The 26,610-nt window shown below is 27.7% G+C and carries 29 protein-coding genes; 17 read left to right on the top strand and 12 right to left on the bottom strand.

From position 1 onward, the window contains the following. Positions 1 to 503 precede the first annotated feature (503 nt). The 10 genes from BUB33_RS13970 to dnaA all read right to left on the bottom strand — a co-directional run bounded on the left by BUB33_RS13970 (position 504) and on the right by dnaA (position 10,787). Positions 504 to 1,295, bottom strand: coding sequence for a SigB/SigF/SigG family RNA polymerase sigma factor (locus tag BUB33_RS13970; RefSeq protein ID WP_072977549.1), 792 nt, complete (start codon positions 1,293 to 1,295; stop codon positions 504 to 506). After that, on the bottom strand, positions 1,292 to 1,669 hold the full coding sequence (locus BUB33_RS13965) for an ATP-binding protein (protein WP_072977547.1): 378 nt from the start codon (positions 1,667 to 1,669) through the stop codon (positions 1,292 to 1,294). Before BUB33_RS13965 ends, BUB33_RS13970 begins: the two co-directional genes overlap by 4 nt. After that, positions 1,662 to 1,991, bottom strand: a complete 330-nt coding sequence (locus tag BUB33_RS13960) for an STAS domain-containing protein (protein ID WP_072977544.1) — start codon at positions 1,989 to 1,991, stop codon at positions 1,662 to 1,664. The genes BUB33_RS13965 and BUB33_RS13960 overlap by 8 nt, the downstream gene beginning before the upstream one ends. A gap of 171 nt (positions 1,992 to 2,162) precedes the next feature. After that, positions 2,163 to 4,586, bottom strand: a complete 2,424-nt coding sequence (gyrA, locus tag BUB33_RS13955) for a DNA gyrase subunit A (RefSeq protein WP_072977541.1) — start codon at positions 4,584 to 4,586, stop codon at positions 2,163 to 2,165. Positions 4,587 to 4,596: 10 nt separating this feature from the next. After that, positions 4,597 to 6,519 (bottom strand): DNA topoisomerase (ATP-hydrolyzing) subunit B, encoded by a 1,923-nt coding sequence (gene gyrB, locus BUB33_RS13950; RefSeq protein WP_072977539.1) that lies wholly within the window; start codon positions 6,517 to 6,519, stop codon positions 4,597 to 4,599. Between the two features lie 23 nt (positions 6,520 to 6,542). Further along, entirely contained in the window at positions 6,543 to 6,794 is a 252-nt protein-coding gene (gene remB / locus BUB33_RS13945) for an extracellular matrix regulator RemB (RefSeq protein WP_072977536.1), read from the bottom strand. Beyond that, a complete protein-coding gene (gene recF / locus BUB33_RS13940) occupies positions 6,791 to 7,909 on the bottom strand; it encodes a DNA replication/repair protein RecF (protein WP_072977534.1) in 1,119 nt (372 codons plus the stop codon). The genes remB and recF overlap by 4 nt, the downstream gene beginning before the upstream one ends. A 27-nt stretch (positions 7,910 to 7,936) precedes the next feature. Then, a complete protein-coding gene (locus BUB33_RS13935; RefSeq protein WP_072977531.1) occupies positions 7,937 to 8,146 on the bottom strand; it encodes an RNA-binding S4 domain-containing protein in 210 nt (69 codons plus the stop codon). A 15-nt stretch (positions 8,147 to 8,161) separates the two neighbouring features. After that, positions 8,162 to 9,268 (bottom strand): DNA polymerase III subunit beta, encoded by a 1,107-nt coding sequence (gene dnaN, locus BUB33_RS13930; protein ID WP_072977529.1) that lies wholly within the window; start codon positions 9,266 to 9,268, stop codon positions 8,162 to 8,164. Positions 9,269 to 9,455: 187 nt separating this feature from the next. Then, positions 9,456 to 10,787: a chromosomal replication initiator protein DnaA gene (dnaA, locus tag BUB33_RS13925; protein ID WP_072977526.1), complete on the bottom strand. Its 1,332-nt coding sequence runs from the start codon at positions 10,785 to 10,787 to the stop codon at positions 9,456 to 9,458. Positions 10,788 to 11,363: 576 nt separating this feature from the next. Here dnaA and rpmH point away from each other — a divergent pair. From rpmH to noc, 9 genes are all read left to right on the top strand, one after another. Beyond that, on the top strand, positions 11,364 to 11,498 hold the full coding sequence (gene rpmH, locus BUB33_RS13920) for a 50S ribosomal protein L34 (RefSeq protein WP_072977524.1): 135 nt from the start codon (positions 11,364 to 11,366) through the stop codon (positions 11,496 to 11,498). Positions 11,499 to 11,594: 96 nt separating this feature from the next. Continuing rightward, positions 11,595 to 11,951 (top strand): ribonuclease P protein component, encoded by a 357-nt coding sequence (rnpA, locus tag BUB33_RS13915; RefSeq protein WP_072977522.1) that lies wholly within the window; start codon positions 11,595 to 11,597, stop codon positions 11,949 to 11,951. Continuing rightward, the gene (yidD, locus tag BUB33_RS13910; RefSeq protein WP_072977519.1) at positions 11,944 to 12,159 is read left to right on the top strand and encodes a membrane protein insertion efficiency factor YidD; all 216 of its coding nucleotides are present in this window, start codon (positions 11,944 to 11,946) and stop codon (positions 12,157 to 12,159) included. The genes rnpA and yidD overlap by 8 nt, the downstream gene beginning before the upstream one ends. A 14-nt stretch (positions 12,160 to 12,173) precedes the next feature. Beyond that, positions 12,174 to 12,887 (top strand): YidC/Oxa1 family membrane protein insertase, encoded by a 714-nt coding sequence (locus BUB33_RS13905; RefSeq protein ID WP_072977517.1) that lies wholly within the window; start codon positions 12,174 to 12,176, stop codon positions 12,885 to 12,887. A gap of 4 nt (positions 12,888 to 12,891) precedes the next feature. Then, complete coding sequence (gene jag / locus BUB33_RS13900) at positions 12,892 to 13,518, top strand: RNA-binding cell elongation regulator Jag/EloR (protein ID WP_072977515.1); 627 nt, start codon at positions 12,892 to 12,894, stop codon at positions 13,516 to 13,518. 195 nt (positions 13,519 to 13,713) lie between these two features. After that, positions 13,714 to 15,087, top strand: a complete 1,374-nt coding sequence (mnmE, locus tag BUB33_RS13895; protein ID WP_072977513.1) for a tRNA uridine-5-carboxymethylaminomethyl(34) synthesis GTPase MnmE — start codon at positions 13,714 to 13,716, stop codon at positions 15,085 to 15,087. A 50-nt stretch (positions 15,088 to 15,137) separates the two neighbouring features. Next, on the top strand, positions 15,138 to 17,051 hold the full coding sequence (gene mnmG, locus BUB33_RS13890; protein ID WP_072977511.1) for a tRNA uridine-5-carboxymethylaminomethyl(34) synthesis enzyme MnmG: 1,914 nt from the start codon (positions 15,138 to 15,140) through the stop codon (positions 17,049 to 17,051). Further along, positions 17,044 to 17,760: a 16S rRNA (guanine(527)-N(7))-methyltransferase RsmG gene (gene rsmG, locus BUB33_RS13885; protein ID WP_072977509.1), complete on the top strand. Its 717-nt coding sequence runs from the start codon at positions 17,044 to 17,046 to the stop codon at positions 17,758 to 17,760. Before mnmG ends, rsmG begins: the two co-directional genes overlap by 8 nt. A 99-nt stretch (positions 17,761 to 17,859) precedes the next feature. Beyond that, a complete protein-coding gene (gene noc, locus BUB33_RS13880; protein ID WP_072977507.1) occupies positions 17,860 to 18,651 on the top strand; it encodes a nucleoid occlusion protein in 792 nt (263 codons plus the stop codon). Positions 18,652 to 18,701: 50 nt separating this feature from the next. On the opposite strand, the gene BUB33_RS13875 is transcribed toward noc, so the two are convergent. Continuing rightward, positions 18,702 to 19,469 carry a polysaccharide deacetylase family protein gene (locus BUB33_RS13875; RefSeq protein WP_072977505.1) on the bottom strand — a complete coding sequence of 256 codons (768 nt, stop codon included), beginning with the start codon at positions 19,467 to 19,469 and terminating at the stop codon, positions 18,702 to 18,704. Positions 19,470 to 20,105: 636 nt separating this feature from the next. Further along, the gene (locus BUB33_RS13870) at positions 20,106 to 20,696 is read right to left on the bottom strand and encodes a DsbA family oxidoreductase (RefSeq protein ID WP_072977503.1); all 591 of its coding nucleotides are present in this window, start codon (positions 20,694 to 20,696) and stop codon (positions 20,106 to 20,108) included. Between the two features lie 204 nt (positions 20,697 to 20,900). Here BUB33_RS13870 and BUB33_RS13865 point away from each other — a divergent pair, with 204 nt between their 5' ends. The 8 genes from BUB33_RS13865 to BUB33_RS13835 all read left to right on the top strand — a co-directional run bounded on the left by BUB33_RS13865 (position 20,901) and on the right by BUB33_RS13835 (position 26,582). Beyond that, a complete protein-coding gene (locus BUB33_RS13865; protein ID WP_072977501.1) occupies positions 20,901 to 21,152 on the top strand; it encodes a hypothetical protein in 252 nt (83 codons plus the stop codon). Between the two features lie 5 nt (positions 21,153 to 21,157). Next, the gene (locus tag BUB33_RS13860) at positions 21,158 to 21,973 is read left to right on the top strand and encodes a VanW family protein (RefSeq protein ID WP_072977498.1); all 816 of its coding nucleotides are present in this window, start codon (positions 21,158 to 21,160) and stop codon (positions 21,971 to 21,973) included. Positions 21,974 to 22,382: 409 nt separating this feature from the next. Beyond that, entirely contained in the window at positions 22,383 to 22,694 is a 312-nt protein-coding gene (locus BUB33_RS13855; RefSeq protein ID WP_234950067.1) for a hypothetical protein, read from the top strand. 361 nt (positions 22,695 to 23,055) lie between these two features. Beyond that, complete coding sequence (locus BUB33_RS13850) at positions 23,056 to 23,307, top strand: hypothetical protein (protein WP_072977493.1); 252 nt, start codon at positions 23,056 to 23,058, stop codon at positions 23,305 to 23,307. Between the two features lie 88 nt (positions 23,308 to 23,395). Then, positions 23,396 to 23,539, top strand: coding sequence for a hypothetical protein (locus BUB33_RS16135; protein ID WP_159429208.1), 144 nt, complete (start codon positions 23,396 to 23,398; stop codon positions 23,537 to 23,539). A 441-nt stretch (positions 23,540 to 23,980) separates the two neighbouring features. Continuing rightward, positions 23,981 to 24,748 (top strand): ParA family protein, encoded by a 768-nt coding sequence (locus BUB33_RS13845; RefSeq protein WP_072977491.1) that lies wholly within the window; start codon positions 23,981 to 23,983, stop codon positions 24,746 to 24,748. A gap of 4 nt (positions 24,749 to 24,752) precedes the next feature. After that, a complete protein-coding gene (locus BUB33_RS13840) occupies positions 24,753 to 25,607 on the top strand; it encodes a ParB/RepB/Spo0J family partition protein (RefSeq protein ID WP_072977489.1) in 855 nt (284 codons plus the stop codon). A 78-nt stretch (positions 25,608 to 25,685) separates the two neighbouring features. Next, positions 25,686 to 26,582: a PhzF family phenazine biosynthesis protein gene (locus BUB33_RS13835; protein WP_084725479.1), complete on the top strand. Its 897-nt coding sequence runs from the start codon at positions 25,686 to 25,688 to the stop codon at positions 26,580 to 26,582. The last annotated feature ends 28 nt before the right edge of the window (positions 26,583 to 26,610 follow it).

Below are 26,610 nucleotides of genomic sequence, written 5' to 3'. Positions count from 1 at the left end.
CAGCGTTCGTCCTGAGCCAGGATCAAACTCTCATTAAAAAGTCTGATTAGCTCAAATTATTTGCTGACTTAATTCATGTGTTCGTCGCTTTGTTAGCCAAATCATAGATTTGGACTTCGCGACATCTGACCTACCTTCAATTCGCTACGCTCATTGGGTTAGGTCATTACTTTTTATAATTCAAAGTTTCTCACACTGTTTAGTTTTCTAGGTTCATCGTCACCCTTTGAGGCGACTTACTTAGTATAGCAAACTTTTCCTTTGCTGTCAACTGTTATTTTTAAACTTTTTTAAATCATTTTGCAGATTTATGAAGTTTAATGTCACAGCCGACTCTTACTATAATACTCTCATTAGTGAATAAAGTCAACACTTATTTCAAAAAACTTTTAGTTTTTTTTAAAAGTATTGATTTTAGCAGTTTATAGATTAGCTTCCTTATAAATAATATTTGTATTTATTTAAAAAATTATACTTAATAACTAATTATTCAATCTCAATTGTTAAACCAATGTTCTTTCTAATTCTTTTCTTAACTTATCCAAAACTTTCTTTTCTATTCTAGATACTGTCATTTGGGATATATCTAATGTTTTTGCTATAGCAACTTGAGTTTTTTTATTAAAATATCTTTCAATTAATATTTGTTTTTCTACATCATTTAATTTTTCCATAGTCTTTACCAAAAAGTCATTATCTTCAATTCTACTAAAATATTGATCTTCTTCTCCTATTAAATCCGCTAAGTTAACATCTTTATCTTCATTATTTGAATCATAGGTTATATCTAAAGACTGAGGAGTATATACTTTACTAGCTTCCATTGCTTCTAGTATTTCTTCTTCCGAATAATTTAGATAGTTTGCTATATCTTCAATTGTAGGTGATCTTTGTAGCTGTTGAGATAAAAATACCTTTGCATTATTTATCTTCTTAGACAATTCCTGTATTCTTCTAGGTACTCTTATGGTCCACCCTTTATCTCTGAAGTATTTTTTAATTTCTCCTATTATAGTTGGGGTTGCAAAACTAGAGAATTCATAACCCTTATCTATATCATATCTATCTATAGCGTATATAAGGCCAATACATGCTACTTGATAAATATCATCATATTCTATACCTCTGTTTGCATACTTTTTAGATAAAATCTCTGCTATATATATATGTTTTTCAATTAATTTATCACGAGTAGCCTTATCCCTATTTTCATTATAAGATTTAAATAAACTTTTAATCTCTGCCTTATCTTTTAATTCTCTATTTTCTTTTCCTTCTGTCCCCTTATTAGTCATTGATTATCAACCTCTATATACTTGACCATTTTTATTCCATCTTCATTAAATATAACTTCATCCATTAATGACTTTATAATTAATAAACCTAGTTCTCTTTCTCTTTTCTCTTCTAAATCGTCAGGTATTTCTTCTTTTACATTCATCACCTCTATAGATAACTTTTCTTCATCTATTTCAAATACTAAGGATATTTCTTCTTTCCCATCTGACATAAGAGAGTTTATACAAGCCTCTCCTATAGAAACTTTTATATCTTCTATATCATCTACATTTAATCCCATACTATATGCTATTCCTGAGGTAGTAAGTCTAACTAAACTAATATAATCTGGCTTTCTAGGTATTGTCAGATTTATTATATCTTTATTCATCCTTTTCACCTCTTATAATAAATAGCTTGTCTAATTCTGTAATATCAAATATTTTTCTTATATTTGGTTTAATATTTGATAAATAAATTTTATAGTCATTATCTTTAAGCTTTTTTAAAATAGCTATTAATGCTCCTAAACCTGTACTATCTACATATTTTAAATTCTGTCCATCTATTATTATATCTGTTTCTTTACTACTAAAATGTTTAAATATCTCCTCTTTAAATTTTGAAGAAGTATAAATATCTATTTCACCATTAGGTAAGAATACCCATTTATTTTCTATATTATCAAATTGCACTTCCATATTTAAAGACATATAAGCCCTCCTCTATCTACATATAATATGTATTAATTTTATAATAAAAACAGTTTAATGTAAAGCAAAATACCCGGAATTAGAAACTTTTACCTAAAAACAAATCCTTTATTTCATTCATTACATTAAAAACTTATAAATGAAATAAAGGATTATAGTTTACTAACTTAATTATTCTTCTTCTACATATTTTGCTACAGCAACTACTCTATCATCTTTCATCTTCATAAGAGTAACTCCTTGAGTACTTCTGCCCATGATTGAAATGTCCTTAGCTATTAATCTAATAATTGTACCTGTAAATGAAATCATCAATAACTCATCATTATCGTCAACAACCTTAGCTGAAACTATATCACCAGTTTTTTCTCTTATGTGGTAGGTTATTAATCCTTTTCCTCCCCTATTCTGAGTTTTATACTCATCTAGTGAAGTTCTTTTTCCAAATCCATATTCTGAAATAACTAATAATTTCTTTCCTTCTTCTACTAATTCCATTGCAACAACCTGATCATTGTCTTTCAAGCTAATTGCTTTTACACCCATGGCATTTCTTCCCATTTCCCTGACATCATTTTCATCAAATCTAATAGACATACCTTTTTTAGTCACTACAATTATTTCTCTATTTCCATCGGTTTTTCTAACACCTATTAATTCATCGCTATCTCTTAAACTAATGGCTATAATACCATTCTTTCTAATATTTTCAAAATTATCTAACCTGGTCTTTTTAATAATACCTTCTTTAGTAATAAAAACAAGATTACTTTCTATAGTATTCTTATCTATAGGTACTATAGCACTTACCTTTTCATCACCAGTTAAATTTAATAGATTTATTATTGCTGTTCCTTTTGCTTGTCTACCACCTTCTGGAATTTCATATGCCTTTAGTGAAAACACCTTACCTTTATTGGTAAAGAATAATATGGTATCATGAGTTGATGTAATATATAAATCTTCTACAAAATCCTCTTCTCTAGTTGTCAAGGCTATTATTCCTTTGCCACCTCTTTTTTGAGTTTTATAAGTATATTCTGGGGTTCTTTTTATATAACCAAAGTGAGTTAATGTAATTACAACATCTTCTTCTTCTATCATATCTTCTATATCTATATCATTAGCTGAATGCATTATTCTAGTTCTTCTTGGATCACCGTACTTTTCCTTAATTTCTAAAATTTCTTCTTTAATTATTTGATAAACCAATCTTTCATTAGCTAATATTTCTTTAAATCTATTAATTTCCTTTATCAATCCTTCATATTCTTCTTCTAATTTTTCCCTTTCAAGTCCTGTAAGACGTCTCAATCTCATATCCAATATAGCTTGGGACTGTTTATCTGATAAATCAAAATTGCTCATTAAAGTTTCTTTAGCTATAGCTTCAGTCTTTGAAGATCTTATTATACGTATTACCTCATCTATATTATCAAGTGCTATTTTCAATCCTTCTACTATATGAGCTCTTTCTTCAGCTTTATTTAAATCAAATTGAGTTCTTCTAGTTATTATATCTTTTTGATGTGCTATATAGTAAGTTAACATTTCCTTTAAATTAAGAACTTTAGGTTCATTATCTACTAAGGCTAGCATTATAACTCCAAAAGTAGTTTGAAATTGTGTATGCTTATATAAATTATTTAAAACCACATTTGGATTTGCATCTCTCTTTATTTCTACAACTATTCTTAAACCTTCTCTATCAGATTCATCCCTTAAATCAGATATTCCTTCTATCTTTTTATCTCTAACATATTCAGCTATTTTTTCAATTAAATTAGCTTTATTAACTTGATATGGTAATTCAGTTACTATTATTCTATGTCTACCTTTATTTGTTTCTTCTATTTCCGCAACTGCTCTTACTACTATTTTCCCACGACCTGTTCTATAAGCATCTTTTATACCTTCTTTACCCATTATATGAGCTGCCGTTGGAAAGTCTGGACCTTTTATAACAGTCATTAAATCATCTATTGTAGATTCTGGATTATCTATGAGCATTACAACACCATCAATTGCTTCTTTAAGATTATGAGGAGGAATATTGGTTGCCATTCCTACTGCTATACCTGATGAACCATTAACTAATAAATTAGGAAATCTGCTTGGTAAAACAACAGGTTCTTTTAAGGTTTCATCAAAGTTTGGTCTATAATCTATAGTGTTTTTTTCTATATCTCTAAGCATTTCCATTGTAAGTTTAGTCATTTTTGCTTCTGTATAACGCATAGCTGCAGCACCATCTCCATCTATGGATCCAAAGTTTCCATGACCATCTACCAATAAATATCTAGTATTAAAATCTTGTGCTAATCTAACCATTGCATCATAAACTGAAGTATCTCCATGAGGATGGTACTTACCTAGTACGTCCCCAACAACTCTAGCTGATTTCCTATATTGCTTATCTGGCCCCATGCCAAGCTCATCCATAGCATAGATTATTCTCCTATGAACAGGCTTTAACCCATCACGAACATCTGGTAAAGCACGACTCATAATTACACTCATAGAATAATCTAAATAGGATTTTTTCATTTCCTTTTCTATATTTACTTCTACTACATTATCAAATTCTCTATCCATGCTCTACCTCCTATATATCTAAGTTTTTTACAAACTTAGCATTCTCTTCAATGAACTGTCTTCTTGGTTGTACCTTATCCCCCATTAGAGTCGTAAATACCTCATCAGCAGATACAGCGTCCTCTAAGGTTACTTTTAAAAGTGTTCTTGTTTCTGGGTTCATAGTTGTATCCCATAATTGTTCTGGATTCATTTCTCCAAGACCTTTATATCTTTGGATGGCATAGTTAGTTCTTCCTAATTCATTTAATAAATTATCTAATTCATTATCACTATATACATAATGTTCTTGTTTGCCTTTAGTAACTTTATAAAGAGGTGGCTGAGCAATATACACATGTCCATTATCTATTAATTCTCTCATATATCTATAGAAAAATGTTAATAATAATGTTCTTATATGTGCACCATCTACATCGGCATCTGTCATTAATATTATTTTTCCATATCTTAATTTTTCAATATCAAAATCTTCACCTATACCTGTTCCAAAAGCTGTAATCATTATTTTTATTTCTTCTGAACCTAGAATCCTATCTAATCTTGCCTTTTCTACATTTAATATTTTTCCTCTCAAAGGTAATATGGCTTGAAATTTCTTATCTCTGCCTTGTTTTGCACTACCACCAGCTGAATTACCCTCTACAATATATATTTCTGTTGTTTCTGTACCCGAGTCTTGACAATCGGCTAATTTCCCAGGCAATGTAGTATTTTCTAATACAGATTTTCTTCTAGTTAAATCCCTTGCTTTTCTAGCAGCTTCCCTTGCTCTTTGGGAAGATATGGACTTATCTAATATTATTTTAGCATCTTTAGGATTTTCCTCTAAATATATATTTAGAAAATCATAGGTTAAAGACTCAACTATACCTCTTATTTCACTATTTCCTAACTTACTCTTAGTTTGACCTTCAAATTGAGGTTCCATTAATTTTACTGAAAGTATTCCAGTTAATCCTTCCCTTACATCATCACCACTAAGATTTTCATCTTTTTCTTTTATAAAACCATATTTTCTTCCATAATCATTCATAACTCTAGTTAGAGCCGTTCTAAATCCTGATAAATGTGTTCCACCCTCTGGAGTATTTATGTTATTTGCAAATGTAAATATATTTTCAGCATAGCTATCTGTATATTGTAATGCTAATTCTACAGTTGTTCCCTCTTTTTGTCCCTCATAATACATTATCTCTTTTTGTATTGGAGTTTTATTTTTATTTATATATTCTACAAAAGATTTTATTCCGCCTTCATAATGAAATTCCTTTATTTTGCCTTCTCTTTCATCCTCTAATATAATCTTAATTCCTTTATTTAAAAAGGCCATTTCTCTAAACCTATGTTCTAATGTTTCGAAACTAAATACTATTGTTTCAAATATTTGTGAATCTGGTTTAAAGTGAATAGTTGTACCTGTTTCATTGGAATCTCCTATAGTTTCAAGATCTGTTTTTGCTAAACCTCTTTCAAATCTTTGCATATATTCTTTTCCATTTCTTCTTACTTTAGCTATTAACCATTCAGATAATGCATTTACTACAGAAACTCCAACACCATGTAAGCCACCAGATACCTTATATGCACCATTATTAAACTTTCCACCTGCATGTAATATAGTTAAAACAGTCTCTACAGTAGATTTTCCTGTTTGCGGATGTTTTTCAACAGGTATTCCACTTCCATTATCTGATATCTTAATAGAGTTATCATCAAAAATAGTGACCCTAATAGTGTCACAAATTCCTGCTAAAGCCTCATCTATACTGTTGTCTACTACTTCATATACTAAATGGTGAAGTCCCTTTGGTCCAGTACTACCTATATACATACCTGGTCTTTTTCTTACTGGCTCTAATCCTGTAAGAACCTGTATATCTTTAGCCGTATAATGCCTATTATTATTTATCTCATTTTTTTCATTGGCCATTAAATTACCTCCAATCCTATTATTTATTCATAATTATTTCTATTAGCTAATGCCTTTGAAGATATATTTGACGTATAAACCATAGTTTTATCATTATCCGATACAATTATATAGGATTTAGTATTTAAATCCAAATTTCCAATTAAACAGTTATCTTCTATAATCTTACTTATAAATTCTCTAGTTTTTTTTGTACCCTCTGCAGCTTTTTTATCCAATATAGCTATTATATCTTTTTCAAATATATAATTATTATCACCTATATGAATGATCATATCATGACTCCCATCTCTTTTAATTTTCCATCTTCTATATAAAATATTGATTTTTCTATTGTTTCCATTTCTTTTAAATCTATGGCATCTGTTACTGTTATTAATGTTTGCATATCTTGAAAAGATTTAATTAAATATTTACGCCTTTCTTCATCTAATTCAGAAAAAACATCATCTAAAAGTAAAATTGGATAAACTCCTCTTTGCCCTTTTATTAATTCTACTTCTGCTAGTTTTATAGATAATACTACAGTTCTTTGTTGTCCTTGTGAACCATAAGTTTTAATATCCTTATTATTTATTGTCATTAATATGTCATCTCTATGAGGTCCTAACTGTGTAGAAGATGCTTCTATATCCTTTTGAATATATTTTTTTAACTTATCTAAATATCTTTTTTCCATTTCCATTTTATTATCTAATATTTCAATATTAGATAAATAATTTAACTGTAACTCTTCATTACATAAAGTTAGCTTGTTATGAGTAATATTCGATATTTTAGAAAGTTCTTTTATATATCTATCTCTTTCTAAAATTATATCTGTACCTATTTTTGCAAGTTGTAAATCAAAAATTTCTAAAAGATTATTTATATTTGATTGAAATTTATTTGTTCTTAATAGATTATTTCTTTGAAATAGAATTTTATTATATCTATTTATATTAAAATTATAAACAGGTTTTATTTGAGAAATCTCCATATCTAAAAAATTTCTTCTCTCCCCTGGCCCTCCTTTTATTAATTTTAAATCATCAGGGGAAAAAATAACTATATTTAATCCACTGTATAGTTCTTTATGATTTTTTAATTCTTGTTTATTTACCCTAATCCTCTTTGTTTTTTCTCTTTCCAATTTAACTTCAATAAATTTTTCATATCTTTCTATATTCATTTGTGTACCAATATAAGCTTCATTTTTATTAAAATTTATTATTTCTTTATCCCTATTGGTTCGAAAAGATCTTCCTGTTGCACAGATATATATAGCTTCAAGTAAATTTGTTTTTCCTTGAGCATTTTTTCCTATAAATATATTTACTTTTTTATTTAGCTCTATATTTAGACTAAGATAATTCCTAAAATTTATAAGTCTAATATTTTTTACATACAAAATAAACACCCCTTAAGGCGAATAATATTATACTATAATAAAAGATCCATAGTCTTTTATTTTAACAATATCATTTTTTCTTATTTTCTTTCCTCTTTGAAAAGCTACCTCATCATTTACTATTATATTACCTTCATCAATTATAATTTTTGCTTGACCGCCAGTTTGCACCAAACCCACGAGTTTTAAAAATTGATCTAATTTAATATAATCAGTATCTATTAATATTTCCTTCATAAATTTATCTCTCCTCTAAAAATCATCTTGAGCAAGTCGAACTGGTAAAACTAAATAAGTATAATTTTCATCTTGTAATGGATTTATAATACATGGATTTAAACTCCCCATAAAATTTAACTTTATATCTTCTGCATCAATTACCTTTATACCTTCTAATATATATCTTGAATTAAAGGCAATATTTACAACTTCTCCATCAATTTCCGTCATAATTATTTCATTTACATTTCCAATTTCAGAGTTAGATCTTATCAATATTTGTCCATCCATTATACTTAATTTTACTAAATTAGCCTTTTCTTCCTTTGCTAGTAAAGATGCTCTTTCTAAACTATCTTGAAATGCCTTTTTATTAACAATTACTGATGTCTTATGATCCTTCCTTATAATTTCTTTATAATTAAAAAATTGTCCTTCTAATAATCTAGAGTATACTACTGTATCTCCTATATTAAAGACTATATGTCCAGATGCCGTTGCAATTTCTATATTACTGTCATTATCTTCTATTATTTTGTTTAATTCATTTAAGGCTCTGCCAGGTATTATTATTTTAATTTCAACATCAGATTTTATAGGTAATTTTCTTAAAGCTAACCTATATCCGTCTAAAGCTACAAAAGAAATATTATTATCCACAATTTCAAGTAATACTCCTGTTAAAGATGGTCTAGTTTCATCTTGAGTAGTAGCAAATACTGTTTGTCTTATTGCAGATTTAAATAAATCATTTGGTAATTGAAATGTAGTATGTTCTAAAATTATAGGTAAATCTGGATATTCTTTGGCTGAATTTCCTAATATATTAAACTCCGAATTTTCACATTTAATATTTATATTATTGTTATCCACATCTATATAAATAGGAGCATTTGGAAGTTTTTTAATTATATCTCCAAATATCTTTGAATTAACTACTATAGAACCTTCTTTTTCTATCTCACAATCTACATATGTTTCTATGCTCATTTCCAAATCTGTTCCAGTGAGCTTTAGTTTATCTTTGTAAGTTTCTAATAATATACCATCTAATATTTGTAAAGTTGTTCTTGCTGATATACCTTTTTGTGCAATATTTATATGCTTACTTAAATCTCTTTGATTTATTTTTATTTTCATCTTTTATTTTAATCCTCCTTTTTTTCCCAGATATAGAAAGAATATAAAATATATAGTAGTAATAGTAGTAGGGGCTGTGAGTATGTGGATAAATCTTTATATATGGAAATCTCGAATATTTTATTGATTTAATAACATGTGGATAAGTGTTTTATTAATATAAAAAGTATCCACATAAATTATGAACTTACCCTTTTAATTCTTTTACTATGTCATCAATTTTTCTTTTTAAATCAGAGTTTTCATTTATATCTGTACTTATTTTGTCATATGCATGTATAACTGTTGTGTGATCTCTTCCACCAAATTCTTCTCCTATTTTAGGTAAAGATAAGTCTGTTAATTCTCTTGTCAGATACATAGCAATTTGTCTAGGATATGCTATAGCCCTAGTTCTCTTTTTTGAGTTAAAATCATCTATTTTAACTTTAAAGTTTTTGGCTATTATTTCTTTTATTAGCTCTACAGTGATTTCTACAGATTTGTTACTTGACAGTATGTCTTTTAAAGCTTCTTCAGCTAATTCTTCAGTAACTTCACTATTTGTTAGAGAAGAATAAGCTACTACTCTAATTAATGCTCCCTCAAGTTCTCTAATGTTTGATTGAATTTTAGAAGCTATGTAAAGCATTACATTATCATTAACTTTAATATTTTCCACATTTGCCTTTTTTCTAAGTATAGCAATTCTAGTTTCTAAATCTGGTGGTTGAATATCTGCAATAAGTCCCCATTCAAATCTAGACCTAAGTCTATCTTCCAAAGTAGGAATTTCTTTTGGTGGTCTATCACTAGATATTATTATTTGTTTGTTAGCTTCATGCAAAGCATTAAAAGTATGAAAAAACTCTTCCTGAGTTCCCTCTTTACCAGCAATAAATTGGATATCATCTATTAAAAGGACATCTATATTTCTATATTTATTTCTAAATTCTTCATTTCTATATTCTCTTATAGAATTAATTAGTTCGTTTGTAAATTTTTCTGATGTTACATATACTACTTTTGAATTTGGATTTTGACTAAGTGTATAATGTCCAATTGCATGCATTAAATGGGTTTTACCAAGACCTACTCCACCATATAAAAATAAAGGATTATATGCTTGAGCTGGTGCTTCAGCTACAGCTAAAGAAGCTGCATGAGCAAAACGATTACTATTACCTATTACAAATGTATCAAAGGTATATTTTGGATTTAATTGAGATCTTTGATTATTATCATTAACCTCTTGGACCATAGTTTGTCCTATATTTAGAGAATATTCTTCTCCAGGTATTATAAATTGAATATCAAATTCTTCTTCAGTGACATGGGAAAAAGCATTTTTTATTAAATTTAGATATCTACCTACTAAAATTCCTTTTGTAAATTCATTAGGTGCTGCTAATACTACCTTACCAGAAGAGATACTTATAGGTTCGATTGTTTTTAGCCAAGTATTAAAACTAACTTCAGTTAATTCAACTTTAATTAGGTTTAGCACTTCATTCCAAATATTATCTAAACTTGAAGCCATTTTTTTACCTCCTGTTCATTAAAATTATTACCAATAGAAAAAAAAATAAACTTATTTTGAAAAGTTATAAACAAAGTTATCAACAAAAAAATAAAAACATATAGATATAAAAAATTTAGGTCTATAAAATATATTTGTGGATAAGCTATTAATAAAATGTTATTAAAAAAATAATAAATAAAATTATTAACTTATCAACAGGAAAAAATAAACAGATATATTAATAAAAAAATAGATAAATAGTGTGTTTTAATAAAAAAAGTGGATAATTATGAAAGTTATACACAAACTATCCACAAAATGTGTATAACTTTTAGATATTGATAAGTCAAAAATAATATCCACATGTTATTTTATGATATCAAAATTTAAGAATATATTCAATAAAATTATCCACAACTTAAACAGATTGTTAATAACTTTTTTACAAATTTAGTTTTGTTGAAATTTCTTGACATATTTACTTCAAATAAATATAATCATTAGTAGTATTTATGTTTTCTTATGGGAAAACTCTATATTATTTAATTGTTTATATATTTTCTGAAGGTATATTATCGAAGGAGGTGTTTTTCAATGAAAAGAACTTATCAACCTAAAAAGAGACAAAGAAGTAGAGAGCATGGATTTAGAAAGAGAATGAAAACTAGGTCAGGTAGAGAAATTATAAAAGCAAGAAGAAGAAGAGGAAGAAAGAAACTAACTGCATAAGGCCGCTAATCAGGTGGCCTTTTTATAACGACCATTTGTTTTTATCGGAAACTTATTATTAAAGGCTAGTTACTTGAATTAGAGGGAGCAAGTCTAATGAATAAAATTTATAGATTGAGAAGTAATATAGAGTTTAAGAGAGTCTATAGTGGTGGAAAAAATTATTGGAATAGAAATTTAATTCTTTATGTGAAAAAAAATAGTGTTGGAAATTCTAGGGTAGGCTATTCTATTACTAAGAAAATAGGGAATTCTGTTGTTAGAAATAAAATAAGAAGAAGAATGAAAGAAATTTATCGATTGAATTTTAATAGTATAAAGAGTAATTATGATTTAATTTTTATACCCAAGAAAAATGTAGTGGATATTTCCTATAAAGAATTAGAAAGTGCAATGCTTCATATTCTAAAATTAGCAGGTATCTTAATAAGCCAAAGTGATAACAATGGCTAAAGTTGCTATTTTTTTAATTAAAATTTATCAGAATATTATATCGAAATACATCTTAACTAGGAAAAATTGTAGATTTTATCCAACTTGCTCAGAATATTCTATACAAGCCTATAATAAATATGGCTTTTGTAAAGGAACTTATTTAACTATAAAGAGAATATTAAAATGTCATCCATTTAATAAAGGAGGATATGATCCGCTTAAATGATAGGAGGTTTATAAATGACTGCTTTTTTAGGCAATATATTGGGTAGTTTATTGAAGTTTATATATGATATGGTGTCCCAGATTGGTACAGAGCCAGCAAATTTTTCTTTCTATGCAATGGCTATAATTATAACAACTATAATATTTAAACTTATACTTTTACCTATTAGTTTACATCAAAGTAAGTCTTCAAAGAAGATGAATGAGATTCAACCGAAGATGAAAGAAATTCAAAATAAATATAAAAGTGATCCACAGACAATGCAGACAAAGATGGCAGAATTATATAAAGAACATAAATATAATCCTGCTTCAGGGTGTTTAGTTCTTCTAATACAATTTCCTATCATTATTGCATTTTTTAAGGTAATGGGAAATCCTACAACATTTGCTTTTAGAGATCCAGGAGTTTATGAAGCAATGAATAAGACTTTTTTTTGGATTAAGGATTTAAATAATCCAGATCCATATATTTGGGGATTACCATTATTGGCGGCAGCAACAACTTATTTGCAAAGTAAAACCATGATGACGGCTACGGCAACTACAGATCCTCAAGCTCAGGCTACACAAAAAATGATGAATATGTTCCTTCCTATAATGATATTTATGGCGGCAAGAGGGTTTGCTGCAGGGCTTGCATTGTACTGGGTAATAAGTAATACTTTTTCAATTATACAACAGTTAGTTTCCAATAGGTCTTTAGGGAAGGTTAAGGAGGAGAATTAAAGTCATGAGGTCTGTTATTAAGGTATCAAAAACCATTGATGAGGCAATAAAAGAGGCTTTAATAGAATTAAATGCAAATAAAGATGATGTTGAAATAGAAATAATAGATGAACCAAGTAAAGGGTTATTTGGTTTAATTGGCGGAAAAGATGCAAAAGTTAGGGTTTCAGTCATCTATGATCCTATTGAAATGGCTGATAACTTTTTGTGTAAAGTATTAAGCTCAATGAATATAGATGCAGTTAATGTGGTAAAAAAAGAAGGGGATAACCTAACTATAGATATAAAGGACATAAGCTCTACTGATATGGGTATATTAATAGGTAAGAGAGGCAATACATTGGATGCCATTCAATATTTATTATCATTAGTTATAAATAAGAATAAAGATAATTATATTAAGGTTATAGTAGATATAGAAGGATATAGGGCTAAGAGAGAAGAAACCTTAATAAGACTGGCAAATAAAATGGCTGAAAAAGCTAAGTATGTTAAAAGACCTATAAAATTAGAACCTATGAACCCTTATGAAAGAAGAATTATACATTCTGCATTACAAAATATTCAGGGGATTACTACTTACAGTGAAGGTGATGAACCTTATAGAAGGGTAGTTATTCAATCAAAATAAAGTTAGGAACCCAGTATTATACTGGGTTTCTCTTATGATATAAGAAAATTTACAAAAATTTATATAAATGAATGATTTTGGAATAATAGATATTATATTTAAAAGTTGTTTTATTGTTTTATTATTAATGATATATTAGAGTTAAATAAAAAAATTATTTGAGCCTTTATATATAGATGTAAAAGAGGTGATATTATGACTATTGCTGCCATTTCTACTGCTGTTGGAGAAGCAGGTATTGGTATAGTAAGAATTAGTGGAAAAGATGCTTTGAATATTGGAAATTATATATTTGAAGGAAATAAAGTTCAAGAATTAAAGGATGATCATAATAGAAAATTAGTATATGGTCATATAGTAGATAGACAAAATAATCAATTAATTGATGAAGTTCTAATATCTTATATGAAAGGACCTCATACCTATACTAGGGAAGATATGGTAGAAGTTTATTGCCATGGTGGCATAATTTCAGTAAAAAAAGTCTTGGAGCTAATACTATCTAATGGTGCTAGGTTAGCTGAACCAGGTGAATTTACTAAAAGAGCTTTTTTAAATGGTAGATTAGACTTATCTCAATCAGAAGCTATAATAGATATGATTAGAGCTAAGACAGATAAAAGCTTTGAAGCATCCCTAAATCAGTTGGAAGGTTCTTTATCAAGAAAGATAAAAGAAATAAGAAATATATTGCTAGAAATGATTGCTCATGTAGAAGTTTCTATAGATTTTCCAGATGAAGATATAGAAGAAGTAACATATGAAGATTTAGAGAAAAGTGGAAATAAAGTAAAAGAAGAATTAGAACAACTTTTATCCACTGCAGAGAGAGGTAAAATATTAAGAGATGGTTTAAATACTGTAATACTAGGCAAGCCAAATGTAGGAAAATCCTCATTATTAAATGCAGTTCTTAGAGAAAATAGGGCTATAGTGACAGATATACCAGGGACTACAAGGGATATTATAGAAGAATATGTAAATATTGATGGAATACCCCTAAGAATAATAGATACTGCAGGAATAAGGAATACAGATGATCTCGTTGAGCAAATTGGCGTAGATAAGGCTAAGGAAACTGTAGAAAAAGCGGATTTAATTATTGCAGTATTTGATGCTTCAAGGGAAATGTCAGATGAAGACTATGAGATAATAGAGCTAATAAAGGATAAGAAAAGCATCATTCTTTTAAATAAGACTGATTTACCTACTAAATACGATGAGGCTTATTTAAAATCTATTATAAATAATAGGGAAATAATCACCACATCTATTACATCAGGTGTAGGTGTAGATTTATTAGAGAGAAGTATAAAGAATATATTTTATAGTGGAGAAGTTGAAGTATATTCTGATACTATAGTTACTAATGTAAGACATAAAAATCAATTAGTTAAAGCATTACAAAATATAAATCAAGCAATAAAAGATATAAAAGGAAATGTGCCAATAGATTGTATAGAGGTAGATTTAAAGAATTGTTGGGAAAACTTAGGTGAGATATCTGGTGATACCATTGGAGAAGATATTTTAGATAAGATATTTTCTGAATTTTGTATAGGGAAGTAATTATTATTTAGAGGAGTAGTTTTCCTCCTTATTTTAGAAAGGTGAAATTTATGAGAGAAGTAAAACATTATTATGCAGGAGAATATGATGTTATAGTAGTAGGGGCAGGCCATGCAGGGGTGGAAGCAGCTTTGGCAAGTAGTAGAATGGGTATGAATACTATGATAATGACAATGAGTCTAGATTCCATAGTAGCCTTGTCTTGTAACCCTAATATAGGCGGTACAGGTAAAGGACATTTAGTAAGAGAGATAGATGCACTCGGTGGAGAGATGGCTTTAAATATAGATAAATCTTTTATACAGTCTAGGATGTTAAATACTTCTAAGGGACCAGCAGTTCATTCTTTAAGGGTTCAAGCAGATAAGAAACTGTATCATACTGAAATGAAAAAGGTATTGGAAGATGAACCGAATTTAACTCTAAGACAAGGAGAAGTAATAGATATATTTTTGGAAGATAATAAAGTAAAAGGAGTTTTAACTAGAACAGGAGCTATTTATAATTGTAAAGCTGTAGTTTTAGCTACAGGTACCTATTTAAAAGGAAGAATTTACATGGGAGAGATTAACTATGAGTCAGGTCCAGATGGGATGTTTCCTTCTATAATCTTATCAGATTCCTTAAAGGACAAAGGATTCAAGTTGAGAAGGTTAAAGACAGGTACTCCAGCTAGAGTTCATAGGGATAGTATAGATTACTCAAAGATGGAAATTCAACCTGGAGATAAGGAAGTCGTACCTTTTTCTTTCTTAAATATGGATAAGGTTTTTGATAAAGAACAAGTTCCTTGTTATTTAACTTATACTACTGAAAAAATGCACCAGATTATAAGAAACAATTTACATCGTTCACCTATGTATGCAGGAGATATTGATGGAGTAGGACCTAGATATTGTCCTTCTATTGAAGATAAGATAGTGAGATTTTCTGATAAAAATAAACATCAAGTATTTATAGAACCAGAAGGCTTATCTACTAAGGAGATGTATGTACAAGGTGTTAGTTCTACATTACCAGAAGAAGTTCAATTGGAAATGTATAAGGAAATTATAGGACTTGAAAATGTTAGATTTATGAGATCTGCATATGCAATTGAATATGATTCAATAGATCCTACAATATTGAAGAGAACCTTAGAGCATAAAGAAATAAATAATCTTTTTTTTGCAGGGCAAATAAATGGTTCATCAGGATATGAAGAAGCTGCTTCTCAAGGTTTAATTGCAGGAATAAATGCTGTATTAAATATAAGAGGTGAAGAACCCTTTATACTTGATAGGTCAGAGGCATATATAGGAGTACTAATTGATGATTTAGTTACAAAGGGTACAGATGAGCCTTATAGAATGATGACATCAAGGGCTGAATATAGACTCACATTAAGGCAAGATAATGCAGATTTAAGACTTACAGAGCGGGGTTATAAGATAGGATTAGTAACAGAAGAAAGATATAAGAAAACCATTGCGAAGAAAGAGTCTATAGAAAGAGAAATTGAAAGACTTAAAAAAGTCCAGATAAATCCAACTATGGAAAATAATAATATAATAGAGAGTTTAAATAGTTCACCAATAAATACTCCTACGACTCTTTATGATTTAATAAAGAGACCTGAATTAAGTTATGACTCTTTATCTGTCCTTGATTTAGATAGACCTGATTTATTAAGAGAAATTAGACTTCAAGTAGAAACTCAAATTAAATATGAAGGTTATATAAAGAAACAAATGATTCAAATAGAGCAATTTAAAAAATTGGAGAATAAAAAATTAAGCCAAGATATTGATTATAATGAAATAAAGGGTTTAAGTAATGAAGCAAAACAAAAATTAAATAATATAAGACCTGATTCTGTAGGACAAGCTTCTAGAATATCAGGAGTTTCACCTTCAGATATAAATGTATTATTGATTTATTTAGAGCAAAAAAGAAGAGTAGAAAGGGTAGGGATAGATGAGTAATATTGAAACCTTGCTAGAAGGTGTAGGAGATTTAGGGATTGAGTTAAATGAGCAGCAAAAAAAACATTTCATTAAATACAAAGATTTATTAAAGGAATGGAATGAAAAAATAAATATTACAGCCATAACTGATGATAGCGAAATAGATATAAAACATTTTTTAGATAGTTTAACACCAATAGTTACTAAATTATTTGATGGAAAGAAAAAGATAATAGATATAGGTACTGGTGGAGGTTTTCCAGGATTACCTCTTAAAATTTTTAATGATGAAATTCAAGTTACTTTATTAGATAGTTTAAATAAAAGAATTATTTTTTTAAATGAGGTTATTAATACTTTAGGGCTAAAAGATATAGAAACCATACATGGTAGGGCAGAAGAATTTGGTAAAACTCCAAAATATAGAGAACAATATGATATTTGTATATCTAGGGCTGTAGCTTCTTTAAATACATTAGCAGAATACTGTATGCCTTTTGTAAAAGTAGGAGGATGCTTTATAGCTATGAAGGGTTCAGATATAGATGAAGAACTAAAGGAAGCTGAAAAAGGAATAAAGCTCTTAGGAGGAAAAGTTTTAAAGAAGGAAATAGTTAGGATTCCTAAATCAGATATAGTACATTCTTTGATAATAATAAACAAAGTTCAAGAAACTCCTACAAAATATCCTAGGGCAGGGGGAAAACCAAAGAAAAATCCTTTATAATATAAGAGAATTTGTAGGAAAAAACTTGGGCAATAAAGAAGGAAATATTCCTTTCTATATAGAAATATATAATAAAGTCAATTGAGAAGAGGGATGCATATGAAAAATTTTCAACCAGAAATTAAATATATTCCTATATCTATTATTAAGCCAAATCCATATCAGCCTAGAAAGGATTTTAATCAGAGAGCTTTAGAGGAGTTGAGTCAGTCTATAAAAGCTTATGGAGTAATTCAGCCTATTAGTGTTAGACAAATCAATGAAGATTCCTATGAATTAATAGCTGGAGAAAGAAGGCTTAGGGCATCTGAATTGGCTGAACTTCATGAAATACCAGCTATTATAGTGGATTACAGGGATAAGGAGTCTGCTTTAATTGCATTAATGGAAAATTTACAAAGAGAAGATTTAAATTTTATTGAAGAGGCAGAAGGATATAACAATTTAATAGAAGATCATGGATTTACTCAACAAGAAATAGCCGAGAAGATGGGAAAAAATCAATCTACTATTGCTAATAAATTGAGACTTTTAAAATTACCAGAGGATATAAAGAAAGATTTATTAGAACATAATCTTACAGAGAGACATGGAAGAGCCTTATTAAAATTAGCAGATGATGATTTAAAAAGAAAAATTTTAGAAAAAGTAATAAATAATGAATTAAATGTAAATAAAACTGAAGCTTTAGTAAATGATATATTAGATGATTTAACTAAGAAAGAAGAAAGTGAAGTAAAGCAAAATATTAAAAGTTTAATAAATATTAGAATATATTTAAATACAATTAAGAAAGCTTTTTCAGCTATTAAGGATACTGGTATTAAAGCAGAATATAAAGAAGTAGATAAAGGTGATCATGTGGAAGTAGTTGTTAAAATACCAAAATAAAGCCAGGATAATCTTGGCTTTATTTTCTATATAAAACATATATTTTAGACTTAGTTAAAGTTACTTAATACCTTTTTTTCTTGAGAAATATCAATCAACTCAGATATAGTAACAAACCGATATCCTTCGTCAATTAATTTTGGTAAAATTATTTTTAAAGCTTCTACAGTATGACTTTCTTTTTTATAAACATAATCATGTAACAATATAATATCTCCATTTTGCACTTTTGATAAGGTGGTATCAACTATTACATCTACTCCAGGGTTACTCCAGTCTTTTGAATCTTGATAAAAAGTCCAAAGAACTAATGACAAATTATCGCTACTGACTATTTTAATTACATCATCATTATAATTACCATAAGGAGGTCTAAAAACCTTAGGCTTTATATTGCTTATTGAATAAATTATTTCTTGAGTTTTTTCAAATTCTTCTCTAATTATCTTATCAGATACTTTTTTCATATTTATATGGGAGTAAGAATGGTTTCCTATTTCATGTCCTTCTGATATTTGTCTATTTATTATATCAGGATAGGATTCAGCATGTTTACCTAAAACAAAAAAAGTTGCTCTAACATTATATTGTTTTAGTATATCAAGGATTTCAAGGGTATATTTTGGATGTGGACCATCATCAAAGCTTAAAGCCAAAATTTTTTCTTCTTTTGGTCCTTTGGATACAATGGCAGCAGGATTATTTGAAAATGTATAAATAGCTTTAGGATACATATTACATATTACTATTGATATTAATATTATAATTATAATGGTGATATTAATTAGATTATTAAGGGTTTTTATTATTTTTTCCATTTAAATTCTCCTATTTTGAATTATAAATACTTGTATAAAATATGTATATTCACATAAGCAAGTACATATTATAAAATTTAACAGATAAATAAAATAATGTTTCCCAATGAAACATTATTTTATTTAAAAGACCATATATTTAGAGAAGTATATCTTTATAATTATAGTATGTATAAGAATTGGATTTTGATAAATTTTATATATTAAGAAAAAGTAAGTTCTCTAAGAATTTATATAAGATATCATTACATTTACTTATTGCTTTTTCTATTATATAGAGATTAAGTAAATTAATAAAAAGTTTTTTGGAAATAAATCATTAAAAAATGAAGCTGTATTTTAAGTTTTAAAAGGGTTTTAAATGAAAGCACATATCGTAGGTATAATTAACAAACAAAGTTTAAATTTTGGCTTATAAGGGCTTTAAATAGATTTTATAATATTATATAATATAAAGTAATTTTAAATAATGTCATTTATCTAAGAAAACCAAAGAATTATTTACAGTCTTTAAAAGAAATTGATATTTAATTTTTAACAGGTATGTTATTCATTTGATCAGATAAAATTTAGAAAACAAAATAAAGATTTATGATATTGAACTACTGCTTTAAAATCATAGAGAAGGGTTAAAGTTTATTTTAATAAATCTTTTTTGAATTTTTCGTAATCTTTTAATAATGTTATTTTCTTTTTACCATCTACCAGAAAAGTAGGCACACTATCTATATTGTAAACAGATACTAAATTTTTAGCTTCTTTCATTTTTTCATCGAAATAATTATTATCAATACAATTATTCATTTCTATTATATTGAGTCCAACTATTAGTCCTATTTCATTAAGGATTAAAGGATCTCCAACATTTTTACCATATTGAAATATGCTTTTAAAGGACTCTTTAGCAAATTCATAGTATTTACCTTTATCATTGGCATAAAGTGCAGCTTTGTGTAATCTATGGGTATTAAATTTCTTAGTTTTGTTATTATATATTAATCCATACTCTGCTCCTAATCTTTCGATTCTTTTATAGCTCATGTCTATTTGATCTTGAGGAATATAATTAGTAAGTATATCTCCCGTTAAAGATAAGTTAGGATCCAATTCGTAAGGAATCCATTCCATATCTATATGAGGATTTTCTTGTCTCAATTTATTGGCTATGGAAAAGCCTATATAGCAAAATGGACAGGCAAAATCTGAAAATATTTTTATATTAGTCATTAAATCACTTCCTATTTTAAGAATTTACTTATGGTTAAATTAGATATACCCAATAAGTGATATAACTAACAAAATATAAATAATGGAATTATCTCTCATAATTAATTACATTATGATTACAATTTACTTAATAATTACAAAAGCAATTTTTTTATGATATGATTTATACAAGTTAAGAAGTTTAGGATAAAAGAGGTGAAGTAAATGAGGGATAATAAAGCTAATGTTTTTATAGCATTTATAATTATATTTACATTGTTCGGATTTTTTCCAGGTACAAGGATAAAATATTTCTCACCTATTGAATCATCTAAATTCTTAGAGTCCTTGGACTACTTTATAAAAAACTTCTTTCATCTTTGGAAAATTAAGTTAGTTGCTTCAATAGGCACTATTTTTATTAGTTATTTAATTAAGGAGAAAAAATTAAAAAAACATAATAAAAGAAAAAGGTGAGTTAAATGGATTTAAAGCCTATTAAAAGGTCTAAACTTAGGTTAATAGCAGGTAAGAGTTATTATACTTCTAAGAGGTATATTGAATGGATATTCGGAGGGATAAGGTTTTCGAAAGAAAAATCAAATGCTTTGTTACCTTATATTCAAGTTACACATCAAACACCGTTGATTAGGAAACTAAAAGACGTAGATATGTATTTACAATATAATAAAATTATTAATTTGGGAATTGCAGTGAAAAAGATTAATAAAGTAATAATAAATCCAGGAGAAACCTTTTCCTATTGGAAATTAATAGGAAGACCTGCAAGATGGAAAGGTTATAAAAATGGTATTGTATTATTTTCTGGTAATTTTAAACCAGGGGTAGGTGGTGGATTATGTCAGTTATCAAATCTTATATATTGGATGACAATCCACACACCATTGACAGTTGTAGAAAGATATAGACATAGTTATGATGTTTTCCCTGATTCTAGTAGGACTCAACCCTTTGGAAGTGGTGCAACTTGTGTCTATAATTATAGGGATTTAATGATAAAAAACGAAACAAGAGAGCCCTATCAGTTATATGTAGAAATAGGTAAAGAATATTTATACGGAGAATGGAGAAGTACATCAAAGCCAATATATACATATGAAGTTTATGAAAAAGACCATAGGATTTATTCTGAAATTTGGGGAGGTTATACAAGGCACAATATTTTATATAGGAAGAAATATAATTTTGAAGGAAAATTAATAGATGATGAATATATAACAGAAAATCATGCAATTATGATGTACACTCCATTTTTAGAAGAAAAATGTAATAATTAATGTTTCACGTGGAACATTAATTATTTGTTATTATTTTAGGAAATAATATATAGAAGTGGAAAATATGATTGATATAAAATATATTCTTTAAATTCCAGTTCTTTAGAAATGGGACAAGGATTTTTTTATTTGTAAAAGATAATATTTCTGTCTGTACATTATATAAAAGAATTGTGGTGAAAAGCAAGTGCTTGACATAGTGATGATTTAAGATATCCTTTTAACAAGTTTAATTAATTCACTTAAATGGATTTTAGAGTTTTAGCTATCATTGAGGAGATTACACTTAATATAATATATTAGTAGAAAAATTTGTATTATTAAATTGTAAATATATAGAAAAGACCATAAGAAGTATTTTGAAATCCTATTAGGAGATGATTATATGGAATAGGAGGTTTTAATAATTATGGTTTTGTTAAATGTTGGAAGCTTGGTATTAGGTTTAATTGCTTGGATATTACCAATAATTAACTTGGTTAAGTCTGAGAAAAACAATCATGATAATTGGGCTACTTTATCTGTTATTAGTATTAGTTCCTGTGCTATATCCCTATGTTTTCAGATTTTCTATAACAACCATTTAGTTAAGATTGCAGATTGGTCTGCATTAATGGATACAACAGGTGCTGTATCTTTTGTTTCAGCAGTTCTTCTCACTGTTACTATTATATTAAATGTAATCACTCTGGTTATATACGGTAATAGGGATATAAATTAGGAAGATATATGTTAGCTTATACTGATATGATTGTTAATATCATATTATCCACATAAAATACACCTTTAGAAAAACAATGTAAAGGGAGAGTTATTCATTATAGCTGTTGTTTTTGTTAGAGATAAAATAGAAAAGAGAATAAAAATATAGAACCTAGTTTAGTTTTGCTATTTATAATATAAATTGATTAGTTAATATCTAAGGAGTAGTTTTTTATTAATATCCACTTGAGAATTTTTAAGTATAAATAAGAGTTGCTCTAATACATTAAATTAATTAATAATTTAGATGAAAAGGACTATCCAATTGTTTTAGAAAGGAGAATTTATGAAAAACTCATTAAAGAAGGAATTGATGTTTTGTGGAGTTTCTAGTTGTAATAAAAAATATTTTGCTTTCTATAGGGATCATATCATTTACTTTTTTTTATAGATATACTTTAGATAAAAAATTTAATATTTCATATAATGAAGCTACATTGGAAACATGGAAGCAAGGGTTGTTGTTGACAATTTTCTTTATGTTGTCCATAGTAATTTTATTTTTTGTCATATCTTATATTTTAATTCCAAATGATTTGACTATAGATGATATAAGATTAATTAAAAAATAGGAAATTAATAGTTTTTAAAAGCTGATGTTTAAATTGGTATATGTAAATCTATGTAAAGAAACTTAAATTCTAAGGAGGGGTTTAGATAATGGAAATTTTATCTGCAATTTTACCTACGATTTTATTTTTATTACCTATATATGTTGGTATACCAGCAATAATCCTATATTTTGTAATTAAAATGGCTATAAAAAAGGCAATAAAAGAATTAAAGGATGAAAATGTATTGTAACTAAAGAGATGAGTTTTTATAAAATATAGAACATTTATATTTTTATTGACTATGTTTGGTATAAGCCCAATTTTGGATTTAATGTTCCAATGAGATATTTCAATTATAGTAAGTTTTAGTGTTAGTATTATTTTTACAATATTTTATTGTACATTGACTATTATAGAAGAAATAAGAAAGTTAAATAAAGTTCATTTTTCTAAATCATCAATTGAGAATCCAAAACAATGATGTATTTAATAAATTATTTCGTGAAGGAAAAACATTACTATATAGTATAAGGTTGAGAGTTTAGTAATATATCCTTTTAGAAACAGTCTTGAATTTTATATTTTTATCATAATTCTTTAATGTTTCACGTGAAACATTAAAGAATTCTTTCAAATATTAAAATAATCTGATATCATATTAGGTAATAAAAAATATTAGGTGGTGGGTTTTTTGGGTAAGATTATATCCATATTTAATCAAAAAGGTGGTGTTGGGAAGACTACAACCACCATAAATTTAAGTGCAGGATTGGGAAAGTTGGGAAAGGAAGTTCTTGTAATAGATATTGATCCTCAAGGGAATTCAACATCAGGATTGGGAGTAGATAAAAACAATGGAAATCCTATTATTTATGATGTATTAGTAAATAATATGGATATAAAAGATGCAATTATGAAAACTTCAGCAGAAGGTGTAAGCATAATTGGATCAAATAATGAACTTGCTGGTTTAGAAATAGAATTAGCAAGAGAAGGTAATTGGGAAAACATATTAATAAGTAAGTTAGAAAAGATTAAAGATAAGTATGATTATATTTTTATAGATTGTCCTCCATCATTAGGTATACTTTCTGTAATAGGATTAGTTGCATCTAATAGCGTAATTATACCTATTCAATGTGAGTACTATGCATTAGAAGGTGTAAGTCAACTATTTGAAACAATAAAACTTGTAAAAAAGGGATTAAATCCTAATTTGGAAATTGAGGGTGTTGTCCTCAGTATGTTTGATGGTAGGACAAACTTATCTATACAAGTAGTAGATGAAGTAAAAAGTTTTTTTAAGGGAAAGGTTTATGTAAGCCTTATTCCTAGAAATGTTAGGTTAGCTGAAGCTCCAAGCTATGGACTGTCTATTATGGATTATGATTCTAAGTCAAAGGGAGCAGAAGCATATATGGAATTGGCTGAAGAGTTTCTAGAATTATCTGAGGAGTGATAATATGAGTGTGAAAAAAAGAGGGTTGGGAAAAGGATTATCTGCTCTAATATCTGAGGAAATAATTAATGAGGACAATAATTTATCAAAAAAAACTATTGAGAATATAGATATAAATCTAATTATACCTAATAAGAACCAGCCAAGGCAAGAATTCCATCAGGAAGCACTAGCAGATTTAACTAATTCCATAAAAACACATGGATTGATACAACCAATTATAGTTAGGAAGATAAAAGATAAGTATGAGATAGTTGCAGGTGAAAGACGTTTTAGAGCCTCTAAGGCTGCGGGGTTAAGTGAAATTCCCTGTATATTGAAAGATATGGATACGGAAATGTCAGCAAAAATTGCTTTAATTGAAAACTTACAAAGAGAGGATCTAAACCCTATAGAAGAAGCATTGGCATATAAGAAGCTGATGAAAGATTATAATTTAAAACAAGAAGAATTGGCAAATGAAATAGGAAAATCTAGGTCTTATGTGGCAAATACTATTAGACTTTTAAATTTAGAAGATAATATTATAGATTATATTTCTAAAGGACAGTTAACATCTGGGCATGGAAAGGCATTATTAAGTATTAAAGATAAAAAACAACAATTATTAGCTGCTGAAAAAATAATAAATAATAATTTGAATGTCAGACAGGTAGAAGAAATGGCTAATAAAAAGTCTGAATCCAATAATAATGATAAAAAAATTAAAGATTTTCATACAATAGAGTTAGAAGAAAATTTAATGAGGGCATTGGGAACCAAGGTTAATTTAATACAAGGGAATAAGAAGGGGAAAATCGAAATAGAATATTATGGATATGAAGATTTGGAGCGAATAATAGACATTTTGACAAAATAAATAATCATAAACTACTGAAAAGTCATATCTGTTATCATGATATATAAAAAGCCTTATGATTTGAAAGGGGAATTACATATGGAAATAAGTATATATCAAATAGATGCTTTTTCTCATAAGACATTTGGAGGAAATCCAGCAGGGGTAGTTTTAGATGCAGAATATTTAACGGAAGATATAATGCAAAATATTGCTAAGGAAATGAATTTATCTGAAACAGCATTTGTAACCTTAAAAAATGACAATTTATTTACAGTAAGATTTTTCACTCCAGTTTGTGAAGTGGATTTATGTGGACACGCTACAATTGCAACATTTTATACTTTAGCTAAATTGAGGTATATAAAACCTATTTACAATGGAATAAAGAGGGTTTATCAGAATACCAAAGTAGGAAGATTATCAGTAGATATAGTATTTAAGAATGGTGAAGTGGATAAGATTTTCATGGAACAAGCTACTCCAAAGGAAATAGATACTGCTGTGAATATATTTTCTTTAACTAGATCCATGGGAATAAAGATGGAAGATATAGGGGTTTTGGATAATATAATATATCCAGAAATAATTTCTACTGGGCTTCCAGATATTATATTACCTATAAACAAAAGGGAAGTATTAGATAATTTAGATATTAATATGAGAGAATTAGCTGATATTTCTCAGCAATTAAATGTAACGGGCATCCATACTTTTTATCTACCCAAGGTAAATTCAGAGTTTGTATATACCAGAAATTTTGCTCCTGCAGTTGGAATTGGTGAAGAAGCTGCAACAGGCACATCAAATGGTGCATTGATTTATTTTTTAAAAAAGAATAATCTAATTGTAGATAATAGTATAATATCTTATCAAGGGCAATCTATGAATAGACCTAGTACAATATATTGCCAAATTGAAGGGGATATGGAAAATCCCATAATTAAAGTTGGAGGAAATGCTAAAATAGTAATAAAAGGTACTATATTCATATAATATAAAAAATCAGCCAAAAATTGGTTGA

This window comes from Tissierella praeacuta DSM 18095 (genome assembly GCF_900128955.1).
GTDB lineage: Bacteria > Bacillota > Clostridia > Tissierellales > Tissierellaceae > Tissierella > Tissierella praeacuta.
This window is presented reverse-complemented; position numbering and strand designations above follow the sequence as displayed.

Excerpts from the sequence above, each read along its gene's own strand:
- BUB33_RS13970 (WP_072977549.1), bottom strand. The coding sequence starts at position 1,295 with ATGACTAATAAGGGGACAGAAGGAAAAGAAAATAGAGAATTAAAAGAT.
- BUB33_RS13965 (WP_072977547.1), bottom strand. The coding sequence starts at position 1,669 with ATGAATAAAGATATAATAAATCTGACAATACCTAGAAAGCCAGATTAT.
- BUB33_RS13960 (WP_072977544.1), bottom strand. The coding sequence starts at position 1,991 with ATGTCTTTAAATATGGAAGTGCAATTTGATAATATAGAAAATAAATGG.
- gyrA (WP_072977541.1), bottom strand. The coding sequence starts at position 4,586 with ATGGATAGAGAATTTGATAATGTAGTAGAAGTAAATATAGAAAAGGAA.
- gyrB (WP_072977539.1), bottom strand. The coding sequence starts at position 6,519 with ATGGCCAATGAAAAAAATGAGATAAATAATAATAGGCATTATACGGCT.
- remB (WP_072977536.1), bottom strand. The coding sequence starts at position 6,794 with ATGATCATTCATATAGGTGATAATAATTATATATTTGAAAAAGATATA.
- BUB33_RS13935 (WP_072977531.1), bottom strand. The coding sequence starts at position 8,146 with ATGAAGGAAATATTAATAGATACTGATTATATTAAATTAGATCAATTT.
- dnaN (WP_072977529.1), bottom strand. The coding sequence starts at position 9,268 with ATGAAAATAAAAATAAATCAAAGAGATTTAAGTAAGCATATAAATATT.
- dnaA (WP_072977526.1), bottom strand. The coding sequence starts at position 10,787 with ATGGCTTCAAGTTTAGATAATATTTGGAATGAAGTGCTAAACCTAATT.
- rpmH (WP_072977524.1), top strand. The coding sequence starts at position 11,364 with ATGAAAAGAACTTATCAACCTAAAAAGAGACAAAGAAGTAGAGAGCAT.
- rnpA (WP_072977522.1), top strand. The coding sequence starts at position 11,595 with ATGAATAAAATTTATAGATTGAGAAGTAATATAGAGTTTAAGAGAGTC.
- yidD (WP_072977519.1), top strand. The coding sequence starts at position 11,944 with ATGGCTAAAGTTGCTATTTTTTTAATTAAAATTTATCAGAATATTATA.
- BUB33_RS13905 (WP_072977517.1), top strand. The coding sequence starts at position 12,174 with ATGACTGCTTTTTTAGGCAATATATTGGGTAGTTTATTGAAGTTTATA.
- jag (WP_072977515.1), top strand. The coding sequence starts at position 12,892 with ATGAGGTCTGTTATTAAGGTATCAAAAACCATTGATGAGGCAATAAAA.
- mnmE (WP_072977513.1), top strand. The coding sequence starts at position 13,714 with ATGACTATTGCTGCCATTTCTACTGCTGTTGGAGAAGCAGGTATTGGT.
- mnmG (WP_072977511.1), top strand. The coding sequence starts at position 15,138 with ATGAGAGAAGTAAAACATTATTATGCAGGAGAATATGATGTTATAGTA.
- rsmG (WP_072977509.1), top strand. The coding sequence starts at position 17,044 with ATGAGTAATATTGAAACCTTGCTAGAAGGTGTAGGAGATTTAGGGATT.
- noc (WP_072977507.1), top strand. The coding sequence starts at position 17,860 with ATGAAAAATTTTCAACCAGAAATTAAATATATTCCTATATCTATTATT.
- BUB33_RS13875 (WP_072977505.1), bottom strand. The coding sequence starts at position 19,469 with ATGGAAAAAATAATAAAAACCCTTAATAATCTAATTAATATCACCATT.
- BUB33_RS13870 (WP_072977503.1), bottom strand. The coding sequence starts at position 20,696 with ATGACTAATATAAAAATATTTTCAGATTTTGCCTGTCCATTTTGCTAT.
- BUB33_RS13865 (WP_072977501.1), top strand. The coding sequence starts at position 20,901 with ATGAGGGATAATAAAGCTAATGTTTTTATAGCATTTATAATTATATTT.
- BUB33_RS13860 (WP_072977498.1), top strand. The coding sequence starts at position 21,158 with ATGGATTTAAAGCCTATTAAAAGGTCTAAACTTAGGTTAATAGCAGGT.
- BUB33_RS13855 (WP_234950067.1), top strand. The coding sequence starts at position 22,383 with ATGGTTTTGTTAAATGTTGGAAGCTTGGTATTAGGTTTAATTGCTTGG.
- BUB33_RS16135 (WP_159429208.1), top strand. The coding sequence starts at position 23,396 with ATGGAAATTTTATCTGCAATTTTACCTACGATTTTATTTTTATTACCT.
- BUB33_RS13840 (WP_072977489.1), top strand. The coding sequence starts at position 24,753 with ATGAGTGTGAAAAAAAGAGGGTTGGGAAAAGGATTATCTGCTCTAATA.
- BUB33_RS13835 (WP_084725479.1), top strand. The coding sequence starts at position 25,686 with ATGGAAATAAGTATATATCAAATAGATGCTTTTTCTCATAAGACATTT.